The following is a 26,523-nucleotide window of genomic DNA, read 5'->3' as shown; positions in this document are numbered from 1 at the left end:
GAATTTTTTCAAAGCATGCGTTTTTTCGAAGCGACACCGTTTGATTATTATAAAATTTCAGTTGAAAGTATTCTTTCTGTAAGTTATTTCAAACAAGCTGCTGCATATCAATATTCTTGCTTGTATAGTGGATAATCTACTAATGAATCTATAAACAAACAGGGGAAACGAAAATAGAGGCTGTTGAATATGTCCCAACTTGGGTGTAACGCAAGTGGGACGAGCCTTTCAATTGTTCAGGAAAGTTTTAACTTACTGACACATTTTTTATTTCCCTTGATAAGTTAATCAAGTCTGCTATATCAATAATAATTGAAACAATATTTTTAAGAAAAGATTTCAATTATGCTGCTAAAATGAAAGATCTCGCTAGACACTATATGCACAGGTTTGAGATAATATAATAAGTAAACTGTTTGCAGATTGCTGCAATAATAATTTTTATACAATGCCTGTCGTTAGTGATCAATTATTTGTTACCGCTTTCGCTCGGTAGGAAAAGGAGTGTTCTTATGCAATATCATGTGTCCATACAAGGAAATGATCAAGCAAAAGGGACGTTTGATCAACCCTTTCGTACAATATCACGTGCTGCGGCTCTTGCCATGGCTGGTGATACAGTTACTGTTCATGCTGGAGTATATAGGGAATGGGTTAATCCAGCTAATGGAGGAACAGAAGATCATAGAGTAGTATATAAATCGGCAGGAGACGGAGAAGTAGTCATTACAGGGGCTGAACGTATTACCGACTGGGAGGCCGAAGAAGACGGTGTTTGGAGCACAGAAATACCTAATTCCATATTTTCTGTTCGTAATCCTTTTGAAGTAGAATTAAGTGGTGACTGGCTATTTGACGGAGCTTTCCCAGTACATCTCGGTGATGTATATTTGAATTGCAAATCCTTGTATGAATGCGATAGTGTTGATAAGGTACGGAAGCCAGAAGTTTGGCCCGAAGCTAAATATTCCAAAGATTCACTACTAAAATTTTATGCCGAAGTTAGTTCTACAACAACAAAGATTTGGGCCAATTTTGGTGGGAAAGATCCTCGTCAGGAAAATGTAGAAATTAATGTCCGGCCTTATTGCTTCTGGCCTGAGAAACCAGGACTTAACTACATAACCGTAAGTGGATTCACACTTCGTCAAGCCTCTCCTCAATGGGCACCACCAACGGACTACCAGGAAGGTTTGATTGGACCTCACTGGAGTAAGGGGTGGATTATTGAGAACAATATTATCAGCGAATCCAAAAATGTTGGTATCAGCCTAGGTACTAAAATCGGTACAGGACACACAAACAAGCACATGAAAGGCGGTACACAACGTGAGCAGGAGGTCATCTTACGAGCATTACGCTCGGGATGGCATAAAGATAACGTAGGCAGTCACATCGTTCGAGGTAATGTGATCCATGACTGTGAACAAGCGGGCATTGTGGGACATATGGGTGCAGCCTTCAGCGAAATTAGCCAAAACCGTATTTACAATATTCACCACAAGCGCCTTAGACACGGTGCCGAAGTAGGCGGAATCAAGCTGCATGCTTCTCTGGATACACAAATTAATGAAAATACAATCTACAGCTGTTATCGGGGAGTTTGGCTTGACTGGCAGGCACAAGGTACCCGCATCAGCAGAAATATATTTTTTGACAATATTTCTGAAGACTTCTTCGTTGAGGTTTGTCATGGTCCGTATATGGTTGATCATAATCTGTTCCTCTCTCCGATGAATTTCAGAAATATGGCACAGGGTGGGGCATTTGCGCATAATTTGTTTGCAGGTAAATTTGTGGTTCGTTCCGAGATTACCCGTACTACGCCTTACCACTTTCCTCACGAGACAGCAATGGCAGGTTACTCCAATATTACTGGGGGCGATGACAGGTACTATAATAATATCTTTTTGGGGGATAATGATGACATGAAAGAACCTGTCCCAATAACCTTTTTTGAGCACCTTCCGCTTAAACCTAGGGATGATGCTGGAGATGACGGGAAGCCTTTTATAGATGGTGTTCCGGACGATTCTATTTGCTATCTGCATCCTGTAGGACTGGGAGGCTACGACAAGCACCCTAATGCAAAAGATAAGCAATGGTGGGAATACACCAAAGAGGAGCTTGCTGAGCTTGGAGATGCCGCAAAGGATTTCTTTATAGGAAATGCAGTTCTTCCGGTGGCTATGGGTGGAAATTTACACCTTAACAATGCGATTCCAAGTAGCCATGAATCCAATGCGAAGACATATGAACAGAAGGGCATTAAAGTGGAGATTAATCCTACACAAGGTAAGGTGCAAATTCAGGTCAATGAGCCCAAATTACTTCATGGAGCTTCTGCAATGTTGGTTACCACCGACCTGCTTGGCAAAACTTATCACTCTGATATGAAGTATGAGCAACCGGACAGCACTCCATATCGTTTTGACTCCGACTTTTTCAGGATAAAGAGACCTGATGCAGATGTCACACCCGGTCCGTTTGAATTAACCGAAAAAATTGGCACCATTGATTTTGAATTTTAGTTTATTATTAAAGGTCCAATCGTTTTAGTGATTGGACCTTCATTGTTTTTGCTTTTTATTATCTTTCAAACTGTAGTCACTTTTCTCATCACAACGATAAACCTCTCAATTTTCTACAGCAGGGGTCTGAATCCATATAAAGTGAAACTTCAATCAGTGGGGGTTTTAGTTATTCCCTCAATAATTGTTAGTCCTAAAGGCCCTTGAACCATTCGGAATGCTAGCTTCCGTTGCTCCGGGATAAACAGCAACTGAAAACGCACTTTAGTTCGACAAAATACCACAAAACCCGGGAGGCACCAAATTATTAGCTTTCAGCAGGCTCCACATTAATCGCCATATTTTGAGCTTCAATACAAAGCTCAGCTACTCGGAATGCATGCTCCTGAGTCATGGCATTTTCCGTACCGTTTAAACAGTCTAGGATAAACTGTCCGAAGAACGGGTAACCAACTTTACCAGATAATTTAAAGTGCTTTTCACCTTCTTGATTGACCAAGTATAAATGATCACCGGTGTTATCACGTGCAATATCAATATACTTTCTTATTTCAATATAGCCTTCTGTTCCTAAAATAATTGCGCGTCCATCGCCCCATGTTCCAAGTCCGTCTGGGGTAAACCAGTCAACACGGAAATAAAATGTTGCCCCGTTATCTGCCACGAGTGTCGCATCACCGTAATCTTCAAATTTAGGATACTGCTTGAAATTGTAGTTTGCTACTTTACTATGTAGCACTTTAGCATCCTTTGCACCAGTAAAATGCATAAATTGTTCAATTTGATGGCTTCCAATATCACATAAAATTCCACCATAGCTTTCAGGGTCAAAGAACCAATCTGGTCTACTAGAAACATTTGCTCGGTGAGGACCTGTTCCAATTACTTGGATTACTCGCCCAATTGCCCCTTCTTCAATGAGTTGTCCAGCAAAAATGGCGCTTTCTACATGAAGTCGTTCACCGTAGTAGATACCCCATTTCAAACCAGTTTCAGCAACTTTTTCTCTTGCAAGCTTTACTTGATCGAGTGTTGTAAACGCTGGTTTATCTGCAAAATAATGTTTTCCATGGTCTAACGCTTTTAACCCTACTTTATAGCGGACTGACGGAATACTTGCGCACGCAATTAAATGGATGGTGTCATCTTTTAAAATTTCCTCTTCTGAAGCTGCAATCTTTACTTGAGGGTATGTGATTTTAAACTTTTCCATTTTTTTCGGATCGGGATCATAAACTGCTACCAGTTGCCCACCTGCTTCAATTAATCCATTACACATGCCATAAATGTGTCCATGGTCTAACCCAATTGCGGCGAATAAAAATTGTCCTTCCTCTACTATTTTATTTTCAAACCCTTTAGGTGCATAATTCATTCCATCATTTTTGTTCATCTTGGCTACAACTCCTTAAAAAGTTTTAGATCGAGTTAATTTCATAATTACCACAATAAAATTACATGGAGCAGATATAAACTTTCGAATGTTTTAAACGCAAGCCTATTTGTAATCTTAGTAACGAACTTATAGAATTATGAAATGCATCTTACCTATATTATTTAGTTTTTGTCACTTCCAGTTGTTATTGTGGTGTCAGAAAAGTTCGAAACACTATTTTTCTTTTCAAAGAAATACGTTGCGTTTTTCAGTGACCCTTCTCTTGTATAGAATGGACCTTCTTCTGTTAATGGTAATTTCACTGTTCCTTTCAAGCTAGCTGCTTGGTATATAGCGGTAATTAATTCTAATGTTTGACGACCTTGCTGACCATCGACTAATAGTTCCTTTTTTCCTTGAATGGCTAAAAGAACGTCTTGAATTTGTCCTGGATGTCCTTCATATTCAACTTCTGCTAACTCTCCATATACTTTTTGGAGCTTTTCCTCTAACTCTAAATCTCCTTCAGGAAATCCATTTTCTTTTGACTTTGATGCTGTCACCTTCCATGGAGCTGACACGCGCGCATTCTTCCCTTGGAAAATAAGTTGTTGCTCTTCACCATGGTGTACGACAGAGCTCGTAATTTGTGCTAAACTTCCATCTTCATATTTACCGATTGCTATTGAGATATCTTCAACTTCAGCATTATCGTGTGCTGTATTACTTGTGACCGCAGTAATTTCTGAAGGCATTCCCTTCATCCATTGTAAAATATCAATGTGGTGAACAGCATGATTTAATGTACACCCGCCACCTTCTTTTTCCCAAGTTCCTCTCCACCATAAGTCGTAATAGCTGTACCCTCTCCACCAGAACGAATCAACTTGTGTATGGACGATTGGCCCCATTAACTCCGTATCAAGAACTTGCTTTAATTTCATCATTGAAGTTCGAAAACGATTTTGAGCAATGACAGATAAAAGTTTGCCACTTTTCTTAGCAGCTTCGTTCATTGCATCGCACTCTTCCAGCGAGGATGCCATTGGCTTTTCTACAATAACATGCACTCCTGCATCAAGTGAGTTAATTGAGATTTCTGCATGGGTATATGGTGGCGTACAAACAGAAACTAAGTCAACATCCTCAGACGCTAATAACTTCTGATGGTCATCATAAATATTTACATTCAAATCGTATTCTCTGGCTGCTTTTTCAGCCTTTTCTGGATAGATATCACAAAGAGCAACAATTTCACAGCTTTCTGAGAACTCTTTGTATCCTTGAATATGTGATGGTGCGATTGCTCCTGTACCGATAATTGCAACTTTTAACATGTCTTCACTCCTCATAAAAATTAGATTGTTATTTGGAAACACTTTTCCGAGACAAAGTCGAAAAGAAAGCAAAATTGATTCAACGTACTACTATCTTAATAACTAAATGAGCTTTGCCTATTTTCTAAGATACAGAGCGTTACCGTCATTGTTAGCAGAATCATAGATAGCTAAGACAACCTCTAGGGCATTCCTTCCATCTACTAAGCTAATTATAGGATTTCGATCATGTCGAATTGATTCTACCATGTCTTGAACGACTTTCTCATGCCCAAAACCATATACGGTTGGGGCATTTTCTTCTTGATAACGAATCTGATTCATGACTTCAGCCTGTTCATTTTGATAGTCCTTACTAAATCTCCACGTCTCAATTTTATTCGCTGCGGATCCACTTAGAACAACAGTGCCTTTTTCTCCAAATAGACTAAGGCTACCTTCTAAATCACTTGGAAATACAGTCCCTGCACCTTCTATTAAACCAATCGATCCATTTTCGAATTCTAATGTCGCTGTTCCGACGTTTTCCATTTCAATGTCAAAAAATTTCGTTTTTATATGACCTGATACTTTTTTAACTGATCCCATCATCCAGATTAATAAGTCAATTGTGTGTATCATTTGATTCATTAAAAAACCATCTTTATGCGTTGTTTTTCCTCTCCATGGATCCTGACTATAATAGGATTGATCGCGATACCATCGTACACTTCCCACCCCATGTGTCATTTCACCAAATCGACCTTCTTCTACTGCCTTTCTCGTTACCATTACAGCTTGGTTAAAACGATTTTGAAATGCAATTGTTGCTTTTACCTTATTTCTTTTTTGCGCCTCAATCATTCGGTCTGCATCCTCTAATGTTAAGGCAATCGGTTTTTCAATAATCACGTGCTTTCCAGTATCCATTGCCGCTATTGCAATTTCAGCATGCAGATGATGTTCCGTACAAATGTTTACGACATGAACGGAAGGATCTTGTAATAACTCTTTATAATCCGTGTAAACCTCAATATTCTCTGACCCATGTACTAGTTCACGTGCTTTTTGCTCAACCACATCACATACAGTTGTTAACTGGGCACCATTCGTTTCTAAAATCCCCGCCTTATGGAATGGAGAAATTCTTCCACAGCCAATAATTCCAAAATTAATCATCATTTACACCTCTGTTATTTTGCTTATACCTTTTTTCTGTAGATATCTTTAATAGGTATACACATAAAACATACTATGTTTTCTATAATTCTTTTTTGCAAGCACAAACAAACCTTTTCGAAATAATTAATTGTAAATATTACCTGTTATATTGTTTTTGTTTTTTCTTTTCCTGGTGCAGCCTATCCTTGTTTACTAGATCTTTCTACTCTTTAATTGTTTAGGGCAATTTAAGTTAAAGTATTAAACTTCTTGAGTGTAATAATCGCCCCTAAATTCTATTAACCTTAATGCATCGTATTTCACACATTTTTATCCAAGAAAAATAGTAACAATCTGTTAAAACTGATAATTTCGATTGATTCACCGCTTTCTTTTTATTATTTTGCTTCACTTATTTATATAGTAATAAAAAAAAGAAGTATTGGCTTTTCTGATATTAACCAATACCTCTTTTTATTTAACTGTTATTGCTCAGTTGGAATTTTGCAATAGACTTTTATACTCTTCAGGAGTGACTCCAGTAATCTTTTTAAAAACTTTGCTAAAATGAGCTGGGTGTTTGAAACCTACTTTATAACTTATATCCGTAACACTAACGTGAGAAGACATGAGAAAATCTACTTTCGCTTGATTAACCCTCCTGTGGTATAAATAATTAAAAATAGTAAATCCTGTTGCTTCTTTAAACACTTTTGATAAATAAAATTTACTTATATGTAGCTCCTGTTCAAGTCGATTTAAACTGATTTCTTCCATATAATTTTTATCGATAAAAGAAATAACTTCCTGCACGTGGCCCATCTTTCCAGATGACACCTTATTATCCTTTTTATTGTCTAAAGCCTTTTTAAAATAGGTGTATATTAGTGTCAGCATTTCTACGAAACACACTTGAACACGAAATGGCGACACTTCATTTTTCATTTTATTGTGTTCATTCATTTTTTTTAATAAGTTCTCAAACTCCTCTTGTTCATCTCCATGTAAATGAACACGGTACGATTGAAGAGTAGTAAAAGGGACTAATAAAACTTCCATGCCCATCATACGAAGAACCTCTTTATAATACTTCGAATCAAAATGAATCGATGTACGAACATAATCTTCATCTTCGAAAGTTTTAGCACAATGTAGCGTTAATCCGTGCATAATAATGATATCCCCGGGAGAAAGCGAGTAGATTTTATCGCCAATTAAGTATCTAGATTTTCCTTTGTGAAAATAATAAATTTCGTACTCAATATGAGAATGAAATGAATTTTCTGTTTTCGTTTTTACATTATAGTTTAACTCAAACTGAACCTTTTCCCCTATGATTGAAGTTGTCATTAAACCTCTCCTTAGTAAACACTCACTAATTTGTTAGAGCTGATTTTATTACAAGATGATAATTGTTTTAATACAATTCATTTATTTCACATCATAATTTGCTATTTTCATCATCGTTTTTCTATTAATCAATTAACTTAATTGAAAAAAGTTATTAAAGGCAAGGATATGGCAAACTTGCCTTTATCCACTTCAATCTTACTCTCCCACTAAATTTTTTTCTGAGATAAATCCTTTTGTTTCTTAGCTAATATGTTCTTAACTCGAACAAGAATTGGTGGCATCCATGCTCAGCATTCGCAACTGTTAGTACAATTTGTTTTAGCTCGAATAACGAATAAGAAATATCCTATTTTTTTATCCTCATTTCACCTTCAACGAAGCAGTTTCGCATTCTGTAATGCATTTAGTACATCCTCTCCTTGTTCTTCAGTCGATTTCATTCCATTGATCATCAAGTCAGAACATCCAGCTACCCAATTAAAAACTTTCTTGTAGCCAATTCTGCCTCCGTGGAGATATTGTTCTAGATATTCCATAATTAAAGTCTCTCTTTCCTCGTACGACAGATCAGTAAAATTTTCTCTATAGTTCCTAACTAATCTTCGAGCTAGAGCAATATCAAAAGGTAGATCAATACAAATAACATAATCAATGAGCTCCTTCATTCCAAACCGAAGATTTCCAAATGGCTCCTCAACTATTAGATAATCAGCGGATTTTATAACACGGTTCATGGGATCAATTACCGATCCTCCGAAACTCAGTTTAAGTAAATCCTCATAAAACTCATTGTTCCTAATATCTTCTGGATTGATTTCTTCTCCAGTCACCAATTTTTGAAACATATTCTCCGGATAAATCGTTGTACTTTCGTAAGAATCAAAGAAAAACGCACGTGAATTTGGTATAACACTTACAAGATGATTAACAAGAGTTGTTTTACCTACACCTGAACTTGAACCACAGACAGCGATCACTTTCCGTTTTGAATTCATAAGTCCTCCTTATCCATTTCATTACTGTATAACTGCTTCTTTATCTTAACATTCTTTTCCTTTTGTTGGTATAAAAAAATGCGTTCCTCTCTTATTGCTGGAACGCATTCGTAAGTGGTGGAATGGTTATTGTTTTGTCTCATTACTAAAACGATAAACCCAACCATCCTCAATATAATCATGTTCATCTCTAAACGACGAGTTATACTGTCCAATCAAGGATCTACAATTCGCAATCCTTTTACACTAATGCTCTTCGTTAGTTTAACATGGGTTGCACTGCTATTAATTATGTAATTTGTCAGTTATTTGTTTTAAGTGGATTTCATTCCCATCAGGCAATATAAATGCCTGCTCAAACTTAATATCCAAAACATCAGCTATGGCTTTCAATTCATCCAAAGTTACAGTTTAACGTTTTAATTTCTTATTGAAATTCTGTGGAGTCTAGGAATCTGACCAATACGTCTAGCAAGTTCCGCAACACTTATATTCATTTGTTCACATAGTTGCTTAATCATACATACCGTGGTCATACAGTACCTACAATTTACACTAACTAATATTACAAACCATTTGGTTGATGATTACAATAGATTCAGCAATATTGTCATGGTAGTATAAAGGGTGAAACTTAAATCAGTGGGGGTTTTTAGGTATTCCTGAAGCCTTCGGGGTTCTAGCGTCCGTTACTCCCACGTAAACAACTTGATATTCTAGCTGTTTTGAAGTTGGAGTCTTACGGACGGTTGCTCCGGGGAAACAAAAGAAAACCCACAACTCTACTCTGGAGTCATGGGTTATTGGGCCATTTTTCATCCTTTAATTTCAATACCTGATTTAAAGCATATTACAAAGTGGTCTTATACCTTAGACTTTATCATTTATTACTTTACTAATAACAAAAATGAACATGACGATAATTGCTGCTACCCATAATGGGATGCTTACTATAATGGTTTTTAAATATATATTACCTAGTAATATTATTGCAAAAGCGACACTAATAACAATCCATTCTTTCAAAAATGATCCTACTTTCTTATTGTTTTCAGATTGAAATGCCGTTTTAGTAATATGCCACACAATAAAGTTTGCCATAAAAATAATTGCAAGTATAGTTAGAACGTCTCCAACCGTTAAGACAAATTGAAACGCAGCGTCGTCTGATATGAAGTTCATTACCAAGTTTTTCACTAAAGCAATAACACCTAAAATCCATATTGAATTAAGAGAAGTACCTAAATACTCCATAACCTTATCTTTATTTGTCTTCTTAGGAATAGCTTCAATAATCTCATCACAGATTTCCTTATACCTTCCACCCATGACCTTTTGAATATTATCACCTCGTTGCTGACCATCTAAAATTAATTCAATCATATCTTCTCTTACAACTTCTTGGTTATATTCTGTTAAGTCAGAACCTCTTAAGTAAACGATCATATTCGTATAAATTTCTTGGTTATCATCAGAAATCACTTTTTCTCTGGTGTTATTTTTTTTTAATAATTCCTTTGCTAATTTATTCATTTTTTCCCCCTCCTATTAATAATTGATTAACTGCACGATCTAGCTCCTGCCAATTAGCTTTAAACTGATTTAGCGTGGTAACCCCTTTTTCAGTTAACTGATAATATTTACGTTTTGGCCCACTATTAGAGTCTTGCAAAGTAGCCTTTACAAGCTCACTCTTTTGCAAACGTAAAATAATAGGGTATATCGTTCCTACAGATATCATTCCAAATCCGTAATCCTCTAACTGTTTTGAGATTTCATAAGCATACGTTTCTTGTTTTCGAATAACTTCTAAAATACATCCTTCTAACACACCTTTTAACATTTGTGATGGAATCATAATTTCCCTCTTTCCGCTATCTTGCATTACAATATTGCGTTATGTATATTGTAATGCAAGATAGTTGGTTTGTCAATGCAACTTCATATTATTGAAAAAGACGAAACCGTCTAATAAGAAAATTTCACCTTATTGACGGTCAGTTCAAATATTGTATACTTCTACATTAGCCTCGCTACCTGACAAAAATTCACTCTAAGTCCGGCCTCACCAAATATATATAAAGTGAAACTTCAATCAGTGGGGGTTTTAGGTATTCCATCACTGATTGTTAACACTAAGGGATGACCTAAGCCTTCGGGAAGCTAGCGTCCGTTACTCCCACGTAAACAACTCGGTATTCTCCTTGTTTTGAAGCGGAAGTCTTACGGACGGTTGCTCCAGGATAATTATTTTTATTTCAAACTACAAATGATTCATCAGGAAACATCATTACATTTAGTTGTTCATTTGCTGAAACTAGTCTGCCTATTTAAAAGAGCTTAGAGAAACGTATTCTCTAAGCTCTTTTACCTTCATTCAACTAACATATCCACTGCATAAATTCACTTTCCAAATTCCGTTATTTTAACACCAGAGCAATTTATTACACCTAATAGCTCATCTAAATCCGTTATTTCAAAAGGACAAACGATACCTTTCACTTCATTTCCGCTTGCAATTTTTGCTAACGCAGCTGTTACCATAGCTGTTGCATGATAATCTGAAAAAGTTGATAACGCTATAACTTTTACCCTTTCTTTGTTTCTGATCATCCCCTTTACCTCCACAGTGAGAAAAGCGTTTTCATCTTTCTTATGGTTATGTTTTACAACTTTAGAAAGTAATTTGTTGAAGTTATGTACATATTTCAATAAGCCAATTCTTCTTAATAAAGAGACAAGTCTATTAAATCCAGATGAGTTCCATGAAGTCCAATAGTTTACCGGTACAGTTATTAACTTTTCATTTATCAGATTCTTTTCTGAATGATCAATTAGCCTTATATTTTGTTCTTTAGAATAATCAAAAAAATACATTTTTCTCTTCTTAGTAAATCCAGAAAAAGATTTATTTTGAAACACACTTGGTTGAGCAATAATATTCAACATATCTATTATTCCTGAAACTCCAGCTTTAGCATTTGTACTTTGCAATAGTGCTACATTTATTTCTTTTACATCTTGAAAATTTGAAATAGCTTTTTTAATCATTAAGCCTGATAATCCTGGGAAAAATCCTGACATTATTACCGATCCTACATCTTTTTGCATGGCAAATTGATTTAACTCTATTACTTTCTCAAAAAAATCATAAAAAGGGGTAACATCTATGCATAATATCTTATTTTGAATACATGCTTTTTGAATATGTGGCGTCCTCTGCTTTAAAGCTACTATAACAATGTCTATGTTTCTTATAACTTGTTTTACATTTTCTTCATTATTAACATCTAAAAACTGAAAATCAACAGCACTCTCCAAAGACTTTGCTAATCCGTTTCCTCTTTCATCCTTATAATCTGTAACTATCAAATTTATTTGGTTTTCAAATATTCTTAGTAGTTCAACGCAAACCAATTTACCAAGCACGCCTGTCGCACCAACAACCATAACTTTTTTCATAACTTTTTAGCCTACTCCCCTCCAGAGCTCTCGTCTCGCAAGTACATCAAGTCCAAGAGTTGGTTCATCAAGAAATAAAACTTTCGGTTCAGATATCAATGCCATTGCAATGCTAAGACGTCTCTGCCAACCGCCAGATAATATCTTAGCTCTATCATTTGCTATGTCAGTTAAACCAAAGGATGAAAGGATTTCATTTGTTTTTTCTTTGGAACTTTTCTTATCATTTCCGTGAACTCCAGCAATAAATTCTAGATTTTCTCTTACAGTTAGATTTGGGGCTATTGCAGTTTCTTGAGGAGAAACATTAATTCGTTCTTTTACCTTAAATGTGTCAGATACAATGCTGTTTCCTAATACTAACGCATTACCGTCTGTTGGTTTAACTAGGCATGATAACATTTTTATCGTTGTAGTTTTTCCAGCACCATTTACCCCAAGCAAAGCAAGTAGTTCTCCCTTCTTAACATTCACGTTAAGAGCATTGACTGCAACTCTTTTCTTATATTTCTTTGTAAGGTTTTTTGTTTGAATTGCTATCATTTCTCACCCTCCTCTTTACTGTTTTTTTGATTTCTTCTGCAAAGATTAAGCTTTCTTCTTCACTATTCTCAGGATATATATCTTTTGCTTTCCCATTGAAAATTGCATCTGCAATTTTATTAAAAACGCCCATTCCGTTCAAGTGCTATACCTTTTTGAGCATCTGCTAGTAACATCAATGTATCTCCAGGATTAATATCAAACATGTCTCGTACTTCTTTTGGAATAACAATTTGTCCTTTCGATCCCACTTTAACCGCACCCATGTATTTATCTTCTCTCTTAGCTTTACCTTTCATAGCATAGCCTCCCACGATTGTTTTCGATTTTAATCGATCAAATAGTATTTATATTTTGTAGAACTTGTAAAATAAGTATTATTAGTATTACTTGTATAACAAATTATACTTTTGGTTATTTTATTGTCAACATTGAATTTCAGGTTAACCACAACCGTTTCCTTGGTTGTACCAATGATTGAAATAAACGACTAGTGATTATCCAGTAGATACAGAAGTGATAATGCGCAATCTATTATAGGGAGTATCTAGAAGGGATAAGTCAATCCCCAATCGCACGAAGTTTGAAACAGGAAGGAATACTGTTAGAGGCAAACAAGAAAAAATGGAGACCAAAGACTATTAAGAAAATTTTGCAAAATAAAAGGACTTCAGTGAGGAAGAACTTTATTTTGCAAAAAATATAAAAAAGCGAAAAAAACAGTCCATAGGTGGCATCAATAATCGTTTCATTATCTTTCGCTTGGCAAGAACCACTGTTTTTACTTCTGCTTGAGCGGGATTGGCTTGGTAAAACGAAGGACCAGTCCACACAAGGTATCCTCGATAAACCCCTTACTATAAAGAACCTGTTCACGATCGTAAAGCACTACGCTTGATTTCTTGTAATAAATATTTATCATATAGCAGTTGTGGTTTTTATAGACTTCTCTAGCAAGGGGTAATAAAATTCTTACGTAATGGAAAAACGGGCATACCAAGAACAACCATAATTTAACTACTTTGATAGCGGATTTCAATAATTGGAAGCCATAACCAGTAGACCCAATGGCTTATCCGACAATGAAAGACGAGTTCTACCCGCTTAGTAAAAACATAAATTAGACTAACGATGACCTTGAATCAAGCTTAATTTCAATCGCCCTAATGGGTTCCTCTTTAACATGAAAAAGCCTATTATAAGCGCACTTGACTCGACGAATATGATCGTCAGCCATATTCCATTTTGACCAAATAATAATGGCAGGGTAGATAAACCCAGTAAGGCTGCAATTAAGCTGCGATATAATGCAATCCCTGCTGAACGTAAAGGGTCATTAATCGCTGTATAATAAGTGACAATGTTTATGTTTACACATAGAAAAAGAAAAGAAATTGCATAATATTTCAAAATATTATTAGCTAAATTAATTGTGCTTGTATCTGTCAGAAAAACACTAGCCAATTCCGTGCTAAAAATTAAAGAAGTGACTGCTAAGATTATGCCTAAAAGAAAGCTTACTACCAAACTCAAGTTTCTAATTTGCTTTACCCGATTGTATTGCTTGGCGCCGAAGTTGTAACTAAGCGCTACCTGTCCACCTTCTGCAATCCCATAACCTATTGAAGAGGCAATGGCCGCAATTTGTAGAGAGACTGAGAAAGCAGCCACACCATTACCACCTAGCCTGTTCATCACGATATAATTAAATGCCATACCCGTTACCGCTGTTGCAATATTCGTTAAAAACTCAGAGGAACCATTGTAGCATATACCTTTAATCTCGGAAAAAGAGTAGCGTGGCTTTTTAAATGTCCAGTTCGTCTTGTATATAATTAACACAAAAAAGATTATGGCAGGCAATGTCTGCGAAATGCCGGTTGCTAAAGCAGCTCCTTTAATACCCATCCCTAATTTTGCAACGAAGAAATAATCCAACACAATATTCGTTAACGTGCCACTTAACATAACCATCACAGTTGCAACAGGCTTACCATCAAGCTTAAGAAAAAAACTAAAAGCGAAGCTGAGCAAAAAGAATGGGATAAATAAAGAAATATAGCGCGCATACGTCACTGTATGGAAAAGTACATCCCTCTCTGCACCAATTATATTGGCAAGCGTAGGAATTATTATATAAATAAGAATAGATCCCAATACCCCTGACATTAAAAGTAACCGTGTAGTTACATTAAAATAGTTATTGCTCTTATCATTATTTCCAGCTCCTTTTTCTATCCCTGCTAGTGTTGTGCCACCAATAGCAACCATTGTCCCAACGCCAATTAAAAAAAGAATTAACGGCATAATTAATGTAATTGCCGCCAACCCATCAACTCCAACATAGCGTCCGACAAAAAAGGAGTCTATAAACCCTGCTGTACTTTGTACGATCATCATAAGTATCGAAGGGATCGCATAAGTCCAAAATATTTGGTGAATATTTGTTTTCCCTAAATCTAACCCTGTTTTTTCTTCCACCATTCTCACCTCTTTATGAATTAGTTGAATGCAAGCTCAACAATTGATATGATAAACCTTAAACCAAGTTTAAGGTCAAGGAGGTATTGGCGAAGTGAGAACTTTTTTGACAATAGGTGAAGTCGCAACTCTCTTAAACCTATCTACATCACAGATCAGATTTTATGAGAAAAAAGGGCTTCTAAAACCTCATCTCATTGATGATAACGGCTACAGACTATACTCTTATAAAGAACTAGATACTCTTGAAATGATTAACGCCTTCAGAAAGCTAAATCTTTCAATCCTTGCAATTAAAGGTATTCTTGAGCAAAGGGATTCATATAGTTTTAATCACATATTAGACACTGCAGAACAACAAGTTAACACGGAAATAACTCAACTAAAACAAACATTACGGTTTATAAATAAGTTGAGAAGAAATTATACCCAATTTAATATAGAGAAAGAAAGTGTAAACTTTTTCCCAAAACGCACCCTATATGTTATAGGTGACAATATCAATACAGATCAGCATGAAAGGGACCTTTATGCGTTTGTTCAGCACCATGGGTTACACTACTATGACAATAGCTACCTATTATTCACCATTCTCGGCCAATCTAAGCATATAAGTTGTCTCTTTGATCAAATAAACAACAAACAAATTTTACATCTACCTATCTATGAATTAGAAGCTGGCTGTTATATCTGCCTAAACTTTGTCATCAACAGCTATGATGAGTTAAATGCACTTGAGGAAATTGCTATCAAAAAATGTAAAGATAAGGGGTATGAACCAATTGGAGCGTGCGTTATCGTGGAGGACTTTACAACTTTTTTATTTTCAAGAACAGAAATCCACTTGACTATACAGGTAAGGGTACATTCAGATGATTGCACACACCCTAGCGGTTCATGATTGCATGATATTCATCTCTGTGCAATGCTAAACGCTAAGGTATGCTTATTTTAATAAATTGATGTGCGTAGATCACGTATTTATAATAAACGAGCTCAAATTTCATGAGCACCTGAAAGTGAGAATCTATTCCAGGTATACGAATTTATCAAGATAAACCGGGAAAGTTCACCCGGTCCTTTTAAAAAACAATAAGAAGATATATTTTGTAAAGGGCTGATGGTGACAAGTTAATGCTTGTCATGTCACGCTACTGTGACACCTTCCAATAAGTAAAACGAAAGAACCTACTATTATACTAGAAAATCTTTTGCATCTATTTAAAGATAAAACACCTAAAGATATCGCCATAAAGCTAATTTTTCAAACTTTTTCTTATTACGTAAGAAAAGCTTATAGAATATTCATCTCTAAGCTTTTCAATTAGCATCAGTTCTTATAAAATTAGTTGTTCCAATTCTTTGTTTTGAATAAAATCTCCATCTCCATTTTTTAAGAATGGTAAAACATCAACAACTGAATCGAGATTTAATTCTCCATAAATATGTGGGTATTTTCTTCCACAATTATCATGGTCTTCCCATTTAATAACAGATTCCACTTTGTTTGTATCGATACACAATAGCAATAATGCTTCTTCAACCTCTTTAAAATTAGAAGCTACCCTCCAAAAATTTTCAATTGAAGAACAATGGATGAAACCACAAGTATCCACCGATTCTCTACCGTAATATGGACTTTGCTTGGCTTTATCCCACTTACTTTTAGTTATACAATGTAAGATAAACATCTTTTCACCTCTTTGTATTTTCTTATTTTCGTTTCACAGCCACCCGGGGTGAATAATCTTTGTAAGATAGATCCAGACAAGGGGTGTCACTCTCTATTTTCTCCCTCATATTATTTAATGTTTGTTTAATCTTTTTATTATTTTTCTGGTCTTCATTTAGAAATCTTTCAAAGTAGAGATAAGAATAAATTTCCCTATAGTTTTAAAAAAACGGCAGCTTAGTTAACCAATATTTATCAAGGTTATTTTCTTGGAAATACCCTTGTAAAAACGATTTTAAAAAATGAACGGCAAATTCCCTTTTTCCTTGAGAATCTTCATTACCAAAATTACATATTATGGTTTCTTTATATTTAAAATTGGCACTTCAGTACCTCCGAAACACAGTTTAATAACTTATTATTTGTTAACTATTCCTACAGTAAACACCAAAATTCCAATAACATCAATAAATGTATATAATATAGTCTAATTTAACTCTACGTTTGTGCCTGCTACCATATCTCCCAAATGTCTTTTATCTTTTCTAAATAACCCCATAAACAGCATTGTTAATCCAAGTAGGTTGCCGCTGTTCATAATGACAATAGAAGTTATGGAAAAATCACTATACATCCCATGAATAACACCTATATGTCCTAACTGCCACGGCAAAAACTTGATGATGTTTCTTGTTAAACTTGAGCTAAATCTACGCTTTTTGTACATCAGTTTTAGTCCAGAGATCATTTTTCCCACAGAACCATTTTTGAAGTAATCTAAATATGAAAATAAAAGGATAATTGGTATTACTAACGTAAATGCGGCTATCAGTTGTGCTTGTAATTCTGAATATTCTGGAATTCCGTCTAAAATGAAATAAATGATTCCAAGGTTGACAATCAACAATAAGACTAAATATGCAAGTATGACCACATAATCAACGAGCACTTCTTTTAATCTTATTCGAAATGGTATAATAATCACGGGACACCTCGCATAGTTTTTAACTAACATTAAAACTCACATGAATTCCTTGTTTATTCATTCTGCTCCGTTAGCACAACACTGGATGCAACGACTTCTTGCACTATCGCATCCGTTAGCGAAAGAAGACTGCATAAATTATAAATCCTAATATCAATACCAGAATAAGTATTCCAGAATCCTTCCAACCTAAACCACCAACTAAATCAAAGAGATTACTCCCGTGTACACTAATAGAAGGGTTGTTTAACTCTCTTAGCCTCAGCCTCTTATTTCTTCAGGTTTTTCTTTATCTTTGCTCATATAATCCCTCTCATTTTATAAATTCAACTTTCGCACCCTTTACTTTAGAAAATAACTACTAAAATGGATAAAACTAATGCAATTATTGCAAAAAGAAATCGAACACATACATTTCTTATTTCTGCTTCTGCTTTCCTCATATCTCTTCTGTATTCAAACCAACTAAAAATAGTAAATATGAACAGAAATATTATTAATAGAATTTGCAATAACAAAAATAAGCCTCCTTGACACTGATTTCACATAAACCTATAAACCTTATTGCACATTAACCTGCCTCGTTAATGCAATAAGGTCTGAGATTCTTGTTCCAGATAAGCACTCATTAGTGAAATGTTATTTCTTTCTTACAGTGAAAGTGATTGCATTTGTTTTTAATATTACATCTCTTTCATCACGAACAATTTTATATTCCAAGGGCTTTACTAATTGATTAACTATTTCCCAACCATCATAAATAGCCCTTAATTTATTCAGCATGTCTTCTGTTTTAATGTTTACTTCCATCATCGCATCTAAATTCTCGCCTGTTTCTATATCAATTTCTTCTACCTCTGAATTAACAATGATACAGTTTATTCCTTCATTTTTTGTTCCTGATGCCATTTTTTGAATTACTTTTTCAAGAATATCTTCTGATTCAACATGCTCTAAAGTTGAAACGGCAACGATTAAATCATATTCATTTTTAGTAATCTCGTAATGACCTATATCGGCTTTTATTGTGAAAATTACTTCTTCTACTTCATACTCTTCGCTATAAAGTTTTAATTTATCTAATGCAGAATCCAATAAATCTACGCAGACAACTTTTCCATTTTTATTTTTAATTTCTTGGGCAATCGGGATACTATTTCTTCCCACTCCTGAACCTAAATCAAGCACTTTAAGATTAGTTTTCCCTTCAAACATTAGTAGTAAATCAATCACTGTTTTAACTGGTTTATATAGCCATGAACCCTCCTCAAATAATTTGTACTTTTCATAACAAAAATCATGGTATTTCTTTTCTTCTTTACGAATAAATTGAACTTTACTCATTTTAAAAATCAACCCCTATGATTTCGCTTCTTATCAATTTAAATAAAAAACCATCTTCAACTCTTCTGCCCCTTTAACGAATAAGGTCTACGGTTCTTGTTCCAGATGAGCATCCGTTAATTTAAGTACATTCCTTCACATTCCACGAGATATTATTTAATATTCTGATGTAGGGGGAAATCAACTTATATTATAGTAACCATTTTTTCAATCTTGACAAATTTTCTTCTAAAAACAAAGCATTTTTTTCAATTCCTCGGCGTTTAGACCATCCAATACTATTGAATGCATCTGTAAATCGATAAAAAGGTAACACATTCTCTATGTCAATTAATGGTCTGATACTGTTATAGCCTTCTTGATATGCATTATACAAGCTAACATCATAACTTAAAAAATCACGATACAGTTTGGTAAAATCGACTTCTGTTGAACCAAATCTTACGCTTTCAAAATCTATTATTCCTGAAACTTTATCATCATCAACAATTATATTTGCTGGACGAAAATCCATATGTACGAAGCTCGGTCCATCTGGAGACGGAAGTTGTTGTTTCATCTTTTCAAATTTTTCAATGGCTTTTTTATATAATTGTTCATCCAAAATATCCCTTACATCTTCAGCAAAACTATAAAATTGCTGTTCAACAAAATTAGACCAGTTCGGAAATTCATTTTTTATACCAGTTAACATTTGCTCAGAAAGAGGACGAATAGAATGCATTTCAGCCTGAAGGACCCCAACTCGGAACGCTATTGTTGGTGTAGCATTAGATGTTAACGGTTTCCCTTTTAATTCAGATAATAAAAAAGCACCTGGACAATCCTCATCACCTGTCCAAAAATCCATCATTTCAGGAATAGAGACCCTTCCTTTTAAAATTTCATAGGCTTCTAATTCTCGCTGATACTTCAATTTTGTAAAAGGAATTTTCAAAAAAACATTATCACCATTAGACAAAATACATTTATAAACTGTTGAACTATGAGAGTCTTCAACCTCATTAACTGATAATACCTTCAATCCAAATTGTTGAATGACACGATTTAACATCAAACTTCCCCCCCTATTTATAACCAATCTCCATTTTGTTGTAAAAAGCCACATCTTTTATAAACAAAATCTATATTACAACATTTCTGTAACTAAACTGCTCGTTAGTTGAATAACAGCTAAAATATTTAACCTAAATTTTCTTTAATATTATCATAACTTTTTACATAAAAACGGAAGAAAATATAATAAATTAGTTCCGTTTTTTATTATTCTTTATAAAGAAAAAAGCCTTTCATTTGCTTAAAAAGGCTCACTGTTACATCTTTATTTTCCCTCATAAGTTAGTAGTGCACAGCACTCAACATGACTAGTCTGCGGAAACATATCGACCGGCTGAACTTTCTTTGTTCGGTAGCCACCATCTTCTAATATCCTCAAATCTCGTGCTAATGTGGATGGATTACAGGAAACATATACAATTCGCTCTGGTTTCATTGCAATCATGGCTGCTAGCAATTCTTCCTCACAACCTTTTCGGGGAGGATCGACAACAATCACATCAGGTTTTAACCCCTGAGCAGTCCACCAAGGCATTACTTTCTCTGCCTGTCCGACAACAAAATCAACATTTTCCATCTTGTTAAGCTTCGCATTTTCTTTTGCATCCGTGATCGCTTCTGGTACAATCTCGACACCATACACTTTTCCTGCTTTTTGCGCCAAAAATAGCGAAATCGTACCAATACCACAGTAAGCATCGATAACCGTTTCTCCGCCAGACAAATCTGCAAACGCTAATGTCTGATCATACAATTTTTTCGTTTGCTTCGGATTCACTTGATAAAAAGATTTTGCCGAAATCTTAAATTGAATATCTCCGATCGTATCATAAATGTATCCTTCTCCCCACAGGCATTTCGTTTGCTTGCCGAGAATGACATTCGTGCGCTCTTTGTTTATATTTTGCATGATCGAAGTAATATTAGGAAATGTTTCTTTCAACTGATCAATGAATTGTTGTTTGTGTGGAAGTTCTGCAGTTTTTGTCACGAGTACAATCATCGTTTGATCGGTAGCTTCTCCTGTTCTCGCCATAATGTGCCGCAAAACACCACGATGACTTTGCTCATCATATGCTGGTATGCCAAGACGATCTGCAATCGAACGAACCGCTTCTACCATCCGATCATTAATTTCTGATGTAATGATACAACGATCCATTCCTTCAATAATTTCATGGCTCTTTTTACGATAGAAACCAGTGATTAACTGACCTTCTCGCTCGGCAACAGGAATTTGCACTTTGTTCCGATAGCGCCATGGATCATCCATGCCAATTGTTGATTCAACGGTAATGTGATCGATGTGACCAATTTTCCGCAAAGCACTTTCGACTTGTTTCTGTTTCATCTTCAACTGCATCGCGTAACTCATATGTTGCAATTGACAACCTCCACATTGAAAGTATACGTTGCACGGAGGTTCGACGCGTTCTGGACTTCTTTCGACGATTTCAAGTAATCTTCCAATCGCAAAGTTTTTCTTTACCATGATCGCTTTTACTTGACCCGTTTCGCCAGGAAGCGCGTTAGGTACAAACAATGGGTATCCATCTATTTTTCCCACTCCGTTTCCTTCGTGGGTGATATCTTCAAAATTCAATGTAACTATGTCATTCTTTTTTACAGGTGCTTGTTGTTTGCTCATTGTATCAACGTCCTTTTCTTAGCGCTGTCCATAGTTTATCAAAAACCTTATAGAAAAGAAAGGTAATCATCATTCGATGTCATTTCCCGGGAAATATGAAAAACGCTGTCGTCACGCCCTCGACAATTTCTTAACACATGTGTCGCTAATTATTTAAAAATATGAGAATTACTATCTTTTATTGACCCATTCCATCCAGTTGTTTTATTTTTCTTCGTAAGATAAACCGGGAAAACAACCTGATTCTTTTAGTAAATAATAAGAAGCTATATTTTGTAAGGGGTTGATGGTGACAAGCTAACGCTTGTCATGTCACGCTATAGCGTGACACTTTCCAATAAGTAAAACGACAGATGACCATGAATGGTCATCTGTCGTTTTACTTATTGGAAAGCAACCATCAGACCCTACTGTTATACTAGAAAACCTTTTGCATCTATTTAAAAATAAAGCACCTAAAAAAAAGACCCTCGATCAGTCGAGAGCCTCTATCTTTTCACTAAGTTTTTCATCTTCCATCTGTGATTGTTCTGGAGTTGGGACAAAGTATTCGATATGCTGTTTAAAGTTAATAAATTCACCTGGTAATACTCCACCATATTCCCCATCAATGTTGAGTTGCATCTTTTCGTCTGTATGAATCTTAATCTCACGGGCTCTAGCATGGAAAACTTTCGGATCGTCAAAGTGATTCCCCCGTGTTAATGCAGAGATAATGCGGACAAATTCCGCCATGTTTGTTTTCTTTAAAACTAGTAAATCAAATAATCCATCATCCATTTTCGCCTCTGGAGCAAGCTTTTCAAATCCGCCTACAGAGTTGGTATTTGCAACTAAGAAAAGCATAATTTCCTCTTCAAACAGATTGCCGTCATACTCAATCTTTGTATGAATAGGATGAAGCATTGGTAACAGTTCAATGCCTTTGATAAAATACGCAAGCTGCCCAAGTACAGTTTTTAATTTACTTGGAACTTCATAAGAAACTTCAGTCAGCTTTCCACCACCTGCAATATTAACAAAATAGTGCCCATTTACACGTCCGACATCTAATGCCTTTGTTTTATCTGTTAAAATAACTTCAACCGCTTTATTGATATTTTTCGGCAATCCTAGCGCACGTGCAAAATCATTCGTTGTTCCTGCTGGAATGATTCCCAATTTCGGTCGATGTGCAGCTTCCGCAATTCCATTGATTACCTCATTTATCGTACCATCTCCGCCTACCGCAACAACTGTATCGAAACCACGAGCTACTGCACATTTAGCTGCTTCTGTTGCATCACCTGCACAGGTCGTTGCGTGAACCGAAGTCTCATAACCTGCTTGTTCAAATTTTTGCAATACTTCTGGAATGTCTTTTTTAAATCCTTCACGTCCCGAGGTCGGGTTGTAGATAATACGTGCTCGCTTCATTCCAATCCCCCTTTTTCGTTTTAGCTAATATGCCTACCGGACAAAAAATAATCCTCATTTGCGCTGATGATTTAAGCTAACTTGTAAGTGAGGAAAGATATTACTGTCTTTAGTTTACCATATACAACAGAGTTGTTGGAAAACAGTTCCCTTAATCAGAAAAATATCAAACCTTCATCATTCTATCAGACTTAGAAGTATATGCCTAGTATAGAGAAAAGAGACTACCAATACTTGGTGTATCAGTAGCCCCTCTTATCGAGCGAAGTTCTTCTATCGCTTATTCATTTCTGCTAATAGAATCTTGTTAACCATTGGTGGGTTTGCTTGGCCTTTTGTTTCTTTCATTACTTGTCCGACTAAAAAGCCTAATGCCTTATCTTTACCATTTTTGTAATCTTCAATCGATTGCTCGTTTTTATCAAGAATCGCACTAATAATTTCAGTTAATTGACCTTCATCTGAAATCTGAACAAGTCCTTTTTCCTTAATAATTTTATTAGGATCGCCTCCGTTTTCTACTAATTCTGCGAATACTTTTTTCGCCATCTTAGAAGAAATCGTACCATCACCAATTAATTGAATCATTTTCGCTAAAGATTCAGCAGTTAAAGGCAAATTATGCAGTTCTTTTTGTTGCTTGTTTAAGTATGCAGATACTTCACCCATTAACCAGTTTGATGCTTGTTTAACATCTGCACCTGCTTTAATCGTCGCTTCAAAGAAATCCGACATTTCTTTCGTGCTCGTTAATACCATCGCATCATATGCTGGTAATTGTAACTCACTGATGTAACGTTCTTTTCGAGCATCCGGTAATTCAGGAATTTCCGCACGAATTCGTTCTTTCCACGCATCATCAATGTGAAGTTTTACTAAATCCGGTTCAGGGAAGTAACGATAATCATCCGAACCTTCTTTCACACGCATCAAGATCGTTTTCTTTGTTTGTTCATCATAACGACGAGTTTCTTGTAATATCTCTCCACCATTTAAAAGCACTTCTTGTTGGCGAACCTCTTCGAATTCTAGTCCTTTTTGAACGAAAGAGAAGGAATTTAAGTTTTTCAACTCTGTTTTTACACCAAAAGCAGCTTGTCCGATTGGGCGAAGGGAAATATTTGCATCACAACGAAGCGATCCTTCTTCCATTTTACAGTCCGATACACCTGTATATTGAATAATATTCTTTAATTTTTCCAAGTAAGCATATGCTTCTGCTGGTGAACGTAAATCTGGTTCAGAAACAATCTCAACAAGTGGCGTACCTTGGCGATTAAAGTCAACTAATGAATAACCATCATCACTGTGCGTTAATTTACCTGCATCTTCTTCTAAGTGAAGTCGTGTAATACCAATTCGTTTTGTCTTACCTTCTACTTCAATTTCTATCCAACCATTCTCTCCGATCGGTTGATCAAACTGAGAGATTTGATAAGCTTTAGGATTATCTGGATAAAAATAATTTTTTCGATCAAATTTTGTGTCCGTCGCAATGTCACAGTTTAGCGCCATTGCAGCCTTCATCGCAAAATTTACGGCTGTTTCGTTTAAGACTGGCAAAACACCTGGATATCCTAAATCGATTGGACTAATATTCTCATTAGGTTCTGCCCCAAAATGATTAAAGCTTGGGCTGAAAATTTTCGAATCAGTTTTTAGCTCAACGTGGACCTCTAGTCCGATAATTGTTTCAAAATTCATTATTTGGCACCTCCCAATGCTGGGCGTTGTTTATGGTGATCCGTTGCTTGCTCAAAAGCATATGCTGTTCTAAAGATCATACTCTCGTCAAAGTGTTTGGCAATAATTTGCAAACCGATTGGTAAACCTTGTTCATTGAAACCACAAGGAATCGACATACCTGGGACGCCAGCAAGGTTAACGGGAATCGTTAAAATATCGTTCGCATACATTGTTAATGGATCATCTACTTTTTCGCCTACTTTAAATGCAGGTGTTGGCGTAGTTGGTCCAATAATGACATCATAGTCTTCGAATACTTTTTCAAAATCATTTTTGATTAGTGTACGAACTTTTTGTGCTTTTTTATAGTATGCATCATAATAACCAGAACTTAATGCGAATGTTCCAAGCATAATTCGACGTTTAACTTCATCTCCAAAACCTTCACTTCTTGAGTGTTTAAACATGTCGATCATGTTTTTCGCATTCTCGGAGCGAACTCCGTAGCGTACACCATCAAACCGAGCAAGGTTGGCAGAAGCTTCAGAGGATGACAATAGGTAGTACGCTGCTACCGCATATCTAGAGTGTGGTAAAGAAACTTCTTCCCATGTTGCCCCTAAGTCTTCATACACTTTGAGCGCACTCATTACCGCTGTTTTTACTTCTTCATTGATACCTTCTTGTAAATACTCTTTCGGTACTGCTATTTTTAATCCCTTTACATCTTGCTTAAGGGCATCGGAATAGTTAGGTATAGCTACATTAGCCGATGTGGAATCCATTGGATCATGTCCGACAATGGCTTGTAAAAGGTGTGCATTGTCTTCTACTGTTTTGGTAATTGGGCCGATTTGATCTAATGAAGATGCGAAGGCAACCAAACCAAAGCGAGAAACCAATCCATAAGTTGGTTTTAGTCCAACGACACCACAAAAAGCTGCTGGTTGACGGATAGATCCACCTGTATCTGATCCTAGGGAAAAGAATACTTCGCGAGCCGCAACAGCTGCTGCCGATCCTCCACTGGAACCACCTGGTACATAATCTGTATTCCAAGGATTTCTTGTTCCTTCATAGCTTGAGTTTTCGTTAGAAGAACCCATCGCAAACTCGTCCATGTTTAATTTTCCGATCGTAACTGTATTTTCCTTTGCTAGTTTTTCAACTACTGTAGCATCATACAATGGATCATGAAAATTATCTAAGATTTGACTCGCACATGTTGTACGTAATCCTTTGGTTACCATGTTATCTTTCACGCCTAACGGAATTCCAAACAATGGATTATCAGCTGACTCCACTTGTTCATCTAATTCTTTTGCCTGGGCACGAGCAGCCTCTTCATTTAACGTTAAAAATGCTTTCACATCACCATCAACGGCTGCGATTTGGTCAAAAGAAGCATTCACTAACTCGCTCACTGTAATCTCTTTATTATGTAGCTTCTCTTGCAATTCTTTTAATGTATAATCAAAAACAGACATAAGCTTGTAAAC

23 protein-coding genes and 1 pseudogene are annotated in these 26,523 nt (G+C 35.8%); 3 read left to right on the top strand and 21 right to left on the bottom strand.

What is annotated here, in order from left to right; translation table 11 throughout:
- The first annotated feature begins 512 nt into the window (after positions 1 to 512).
- Positions 513 to 2,531 carry a right-handed parallel beta-helix repeat-containing protein gene (locus OWO01_RS06800; protein ID WP_268779685.1) on the top strand — a complete coding sequence of 673 codons (2,019 nt, stop codon included), beginning with the start codon at positions 513 to 515 and terminating at the stop codon, positions 2,529 to 2,531.
- Between the two features lie 307 nt (positions 2,532 to 2,838).
- On the opposite strand, the gene OWO01_RS06795 is transcribed toward OWO01_RS06800, so the two are convergent.
- The 11 genes and pseudogenes from OWO01_RS06795 to OWO01_RS06740 form a co-directional block, all read right to left on the bottom strand.
- A complete protein-coding gene (locus tag OWO01_RS06795) occupies positions 2,839 to 3,924 on the bottom strand; it encodes a Gfo/Idh/MocA family protein (RefSeq protein ID WP_268779684.1) in 1,086 nt (361 codons plus the stop codon).
- Positions 3,925 to 4,088: 164 nt separating this feature from the next.
- Positions 4,089 to 5,243 (bottom strand): Gfo/Idh/MocA family protein, encoded by a 1,155-nt coding sequence (locus OWO01_RS06790; RefSeq protein WP_268779683.1) that lies wholly within the window; start codon positions 5,241 to 5,243, stop codon positions 4,089 to 4,091.
- A gap of 117 nt (positions 5,244 to 5,360) precedes the next feature.
- Positions 5,361 to 6,401, bottom strand: a complete 1,041-nt coding sequence (locus OWO01_RS06785; RefSeq protein WP_268779682.1) for a Gfo/Idh/MocA family protein — start codon at positions 6,399 to 6,401, stop codon at positions 5,361 to 5,363.
- Positions 6,402 to 6,875: 474 nt separating this feature from the next.
- Positions 6,876 to 7,733 (bottom strand): helix-turn-helix domain-containing protein, encoded by an 858-nt coding sequence (locus OWO01_RS06780; protein WP_268779681.1) that lies wholly within the window; start codon positions 7,731 to 7,733, stop codon positions 6,876 to 6,878.
- Positions 7,734 to 8,107: 374 nt separating this feature from the next.
- The gene (locus OWO01_RS06775; RefSeq protein ID WP_268779680.1) at positions 8,108 to 8,731 is read right to left on the bottom strand and encodes a nucleoside/nucleotide kinase family protein; all 624 of its coding nucleotides are present in this window, start codon (positions 8,729 to 8,731) and stop codon (positions 8,108 to 8,110) included.
- Between the two features lie 870 nt (positions 8,732 to 9,601).
- Complete coding sequence (locus OWO01_RS06765) at positions 9,602 to 10,264, bottom strand: DUF1129 domain-containing protein (RefSeq protein WP_268779679.1); 663 nt, start codon at positions 10,262 to 10,264, stop codon at positions 9,602 to 9,604.
- Positions 10,257 to 10,589, bottom strand: a complete 333-nt coding sequence (locus OWO01_RS06760; protein ID WP_268779678.1) for a PadR family transcriptional regulator — start codon at positions 10,587 to 10,589, stop codon at positions 10,257 to 10,259. The genes OWO01_RS06765 and OWO01_RS06760 overlap by 8 nt, the downstream gene beginning before the upstream one ends.
- Positions 10,590 to 11,134: 545 nt before the next feature.
- A complete protein-coding gene (locus OWO01_RS06755; RefSeq protein ID WP_268779677.1) occupies positions 11,135 to 12,193 on the bottom strand; it encodes a saccharopine dehydrogenase NADP-binding domain-containing protein in 1,059 nt (352 codons plus the stop codon).
- 18 nt (positions 12,194 to 12,211) lie between these two features.
- Positions 12,212 to 12,736, bottom strand: a pseudogene (locus OWO01_RS06750) (ABC transporter ATP-binding protein); the annotation flags it as partial.
- Positions 12,696 to 12,878: a hypothetical protein gene (locus tag OWO01_RS06745; protein ID WP_268779675.1), complete on the bottom strand. Its 183-nt coding sequence runs from the start codon at positions 12,876 to 12,878 to the stop codon at positions 12,696 to 12,698. The gene OWO01_RS06745 and the pseudogene OWO01_RS06750, both read right to left, overlap by 41 nt.
- The gene (locus OWO01_RS06740; RefSeq protein WP_268779674.1) at positions 12,856 to 13,035 is read right to left on the bottom strand and encodes an AbrB/MazE/SpoVT family DNA-binding domain-containing protein; all 180 of its coding nucleotides are present in this window, start codon (positions 13,033 to 13,035) and stop codon (positions 12,856 to 12,858) included. The genes OWO01_RS06745 and OWO01_RS06740 overlap by 23 nt, the downstream gene beginning before the upstream one ends.
- 230 nt (positions 13,036 to 13,265) lie before the next feature.
- Between OWO01_RS06740 and OWO01_RS16140 the strand changes: the two genes are divergently transcribed.
- Positions 13,266 to 13,442, top strand: coding sequence for a recombinase family protein (locus OWO01_RS16140; RefSeq protein WP_418936207.1), 177 nt, complete (start codon positions 13,266 to 13,268; stop codon positions 13,440 to 13,442).
- Between the two features lie 419 nt (positions 13,443 to 13,861).
- On the opposite strand, the gene OWO01_RS06735 is transcribed toward OWO01_RS16140, so the two are convergent.
- Positions 13,862 to 15,217: an MATE family efflux transporter gene (locus OWO01_RS06735; protein WP_268779673.1), complete on the bottom strand. Its 1,356-nt coding sequence runs from the start codon at positions 15,215 to 15,217 to the stop codon at positions 13,862 to 13,864.
- 94 nt (positions 15,218 to 15,311) lie between these two features.
- Between OWO01_RS06735 and OWO01_RS06730 the strand changes: the two genes are divergently transcribed.
- A complete protein-coding gene (locus OWO01_RS06730; RefSeq protein ID WP_268779672.1) occupies positions 15,312 to 16,118 on the top strand; it encodes a MerR family transcriptional regulator in 807 nt (268 codons plus the stop codon).
- A 436-nt stretch (positions 16,119 to 16,554) separates the two neighbouring features.
- Here OWO01_RS06730 and OWO01_RS06725 read toward each other — a convergent pair whose 3' ends face one another.
- The 9 genes from OWO01_RS06725 to gatA all read right to left on the bottom strand — a co-directional run bounded on the left by OWO01_RS06725 (position 16,555) and on the right by gatA (position 26,511).
- Positions 16,555 to 16,908 carry a DUF952 domain-containing protein gene (locus OWO01_RS06725; RefSeq protein ID WP_268779671.1) on the bottom strand — a complete coding sequence of 118 codons (354 nt, stop codon included), beginning with the start codon at positions 16,906 to 16,908 and terminating at the stop codon, positions 16,555 to 16,557.
- Between the two features lie 468 nt (positions 16,909 to 17,376).
- On the bottom strand, positions 17,377 to 17,874 hold the full coding sequence (locus OWO01_RS06720) for an RDD family protein (protein WP_268779670.1): 498 nt from the start codon (positions 17,872 to 17,874) through the stop codon (positions 17,377 to 17,379).
- 115 nt (positions 17,875 to 17,989) lie between these two features.
- On the bottom strand, positions 17,990 to 18,109 hold the full coding sequence (locus OWO01_RS06715) for a DUF6366 family protein (protein ID WP_336283857.1): 120 nt from the start codon (positions 18,107 to 18,109) through the stop codon (positions 17,990 to 17,992).
- A 404-nt stretch (positions 18,110 to 18,513) separates the two neighbouring features.
- On the bottom strand, positions 18,514 to 19,218 hold the full coding sequence (locus tag OWO01_RS06710; protein WP_268779669.1) for a class I SAM-dependent methyltransferase: 705 nt from the start codon (positions 19,216 to 19,218) through the stop codon (positions 18,514 to 18,516).
- A gap of 190 nt (positions 19,219 to 19,408) precedes the next feature.
- Positions 19,409 to 20,272 carry a phosphotransferase family protein gene (locus OWO01_RS06705; protein ID WP_268779668.1) on the bottom strand — a complete coding sequence of 288 codons (864 nt, stop codon included), beginning with the start codon at positions 20,270 to 20,272 and terminating at the stop codon, positions 19,409 to 19,411.
- A 267-nt stretch (positions 20,273 to 20,539) separates the two neighbouring features.
- The gene (rlmD, locus tag OWO01_RS06700; protein ID WP_268779667.1) at positions 20,540 to 21,922 is read right to left on the bottom strand and encodes a 23S rRNA (uracil(1939)-C(5))-methyltransferase RlmD; all 1,383 of its coding nucleotides are present in this window, start codon (positions 21,920 to 21,922) and stop codon (positions 20,540 to 20,542) included.
- Positions 21,923 to 22,396: 474 nt separating this feature from the next.
- A complete protein-coding gene (locus OWO01_RS06695; protein WP_268779666.1) occupies positions 22,397 to 23,338 on the bottom strand; it encodes a diacylglycerol kinase in 942 nt (313 codons plus the stop codon).
- A 273-nt stretch (positions 23,339 to 23,611) separates the two neighbouring features.
- Positions 23,612 to 25,042 (bottom strand): Asp-tRNA(Asn)/Glu-tRNA(Gln) amidotransferase subunit GatB, encoded by a 1,431-nt coding sequence (gene gatB / locus OWO01_RS06690; protein ID WP_268779665.1) that lies wholly within the window; start codon positions 25,040 to 25,042, stop codon positions 23,612 to 23,614.
- On the bottom strand, positions 25,042 to 26,511 hold the full coding sequence (gatA, locus tag OWO01_RS06685; RefSeq protein WP_268779664.1) for an Asp-tRNA(Asn)/Glu-tRNA(Gln) amidotransferase subunit GatA: 1,470 nt from the start codon (positions 26,509 to 26,511) through the stop codon (positions 25,042 to 25,044). The genes gatB and gatA overlap by 1 nt, the downstream gene beginning before the upstream one ends.
- Positions 26,512 to 26,523: the final 12 nt, after the last annotated feature.

This window comes from Natronobacillus azotifigens (genome assembly GCF_026805325.1).
Taxonomy (GTDB): domain Bacteria; phylum Bacillota; class Bacilli; order Bacillales; family Amphibacillaceae; genus Natronobacillus; species Natronobacillus azotifigens.
The sequence above is the reverse complement of the archived record's forward strand: the minus strand, read 5'-3'. Positions and strand labels throughout refer to the sequence as shown.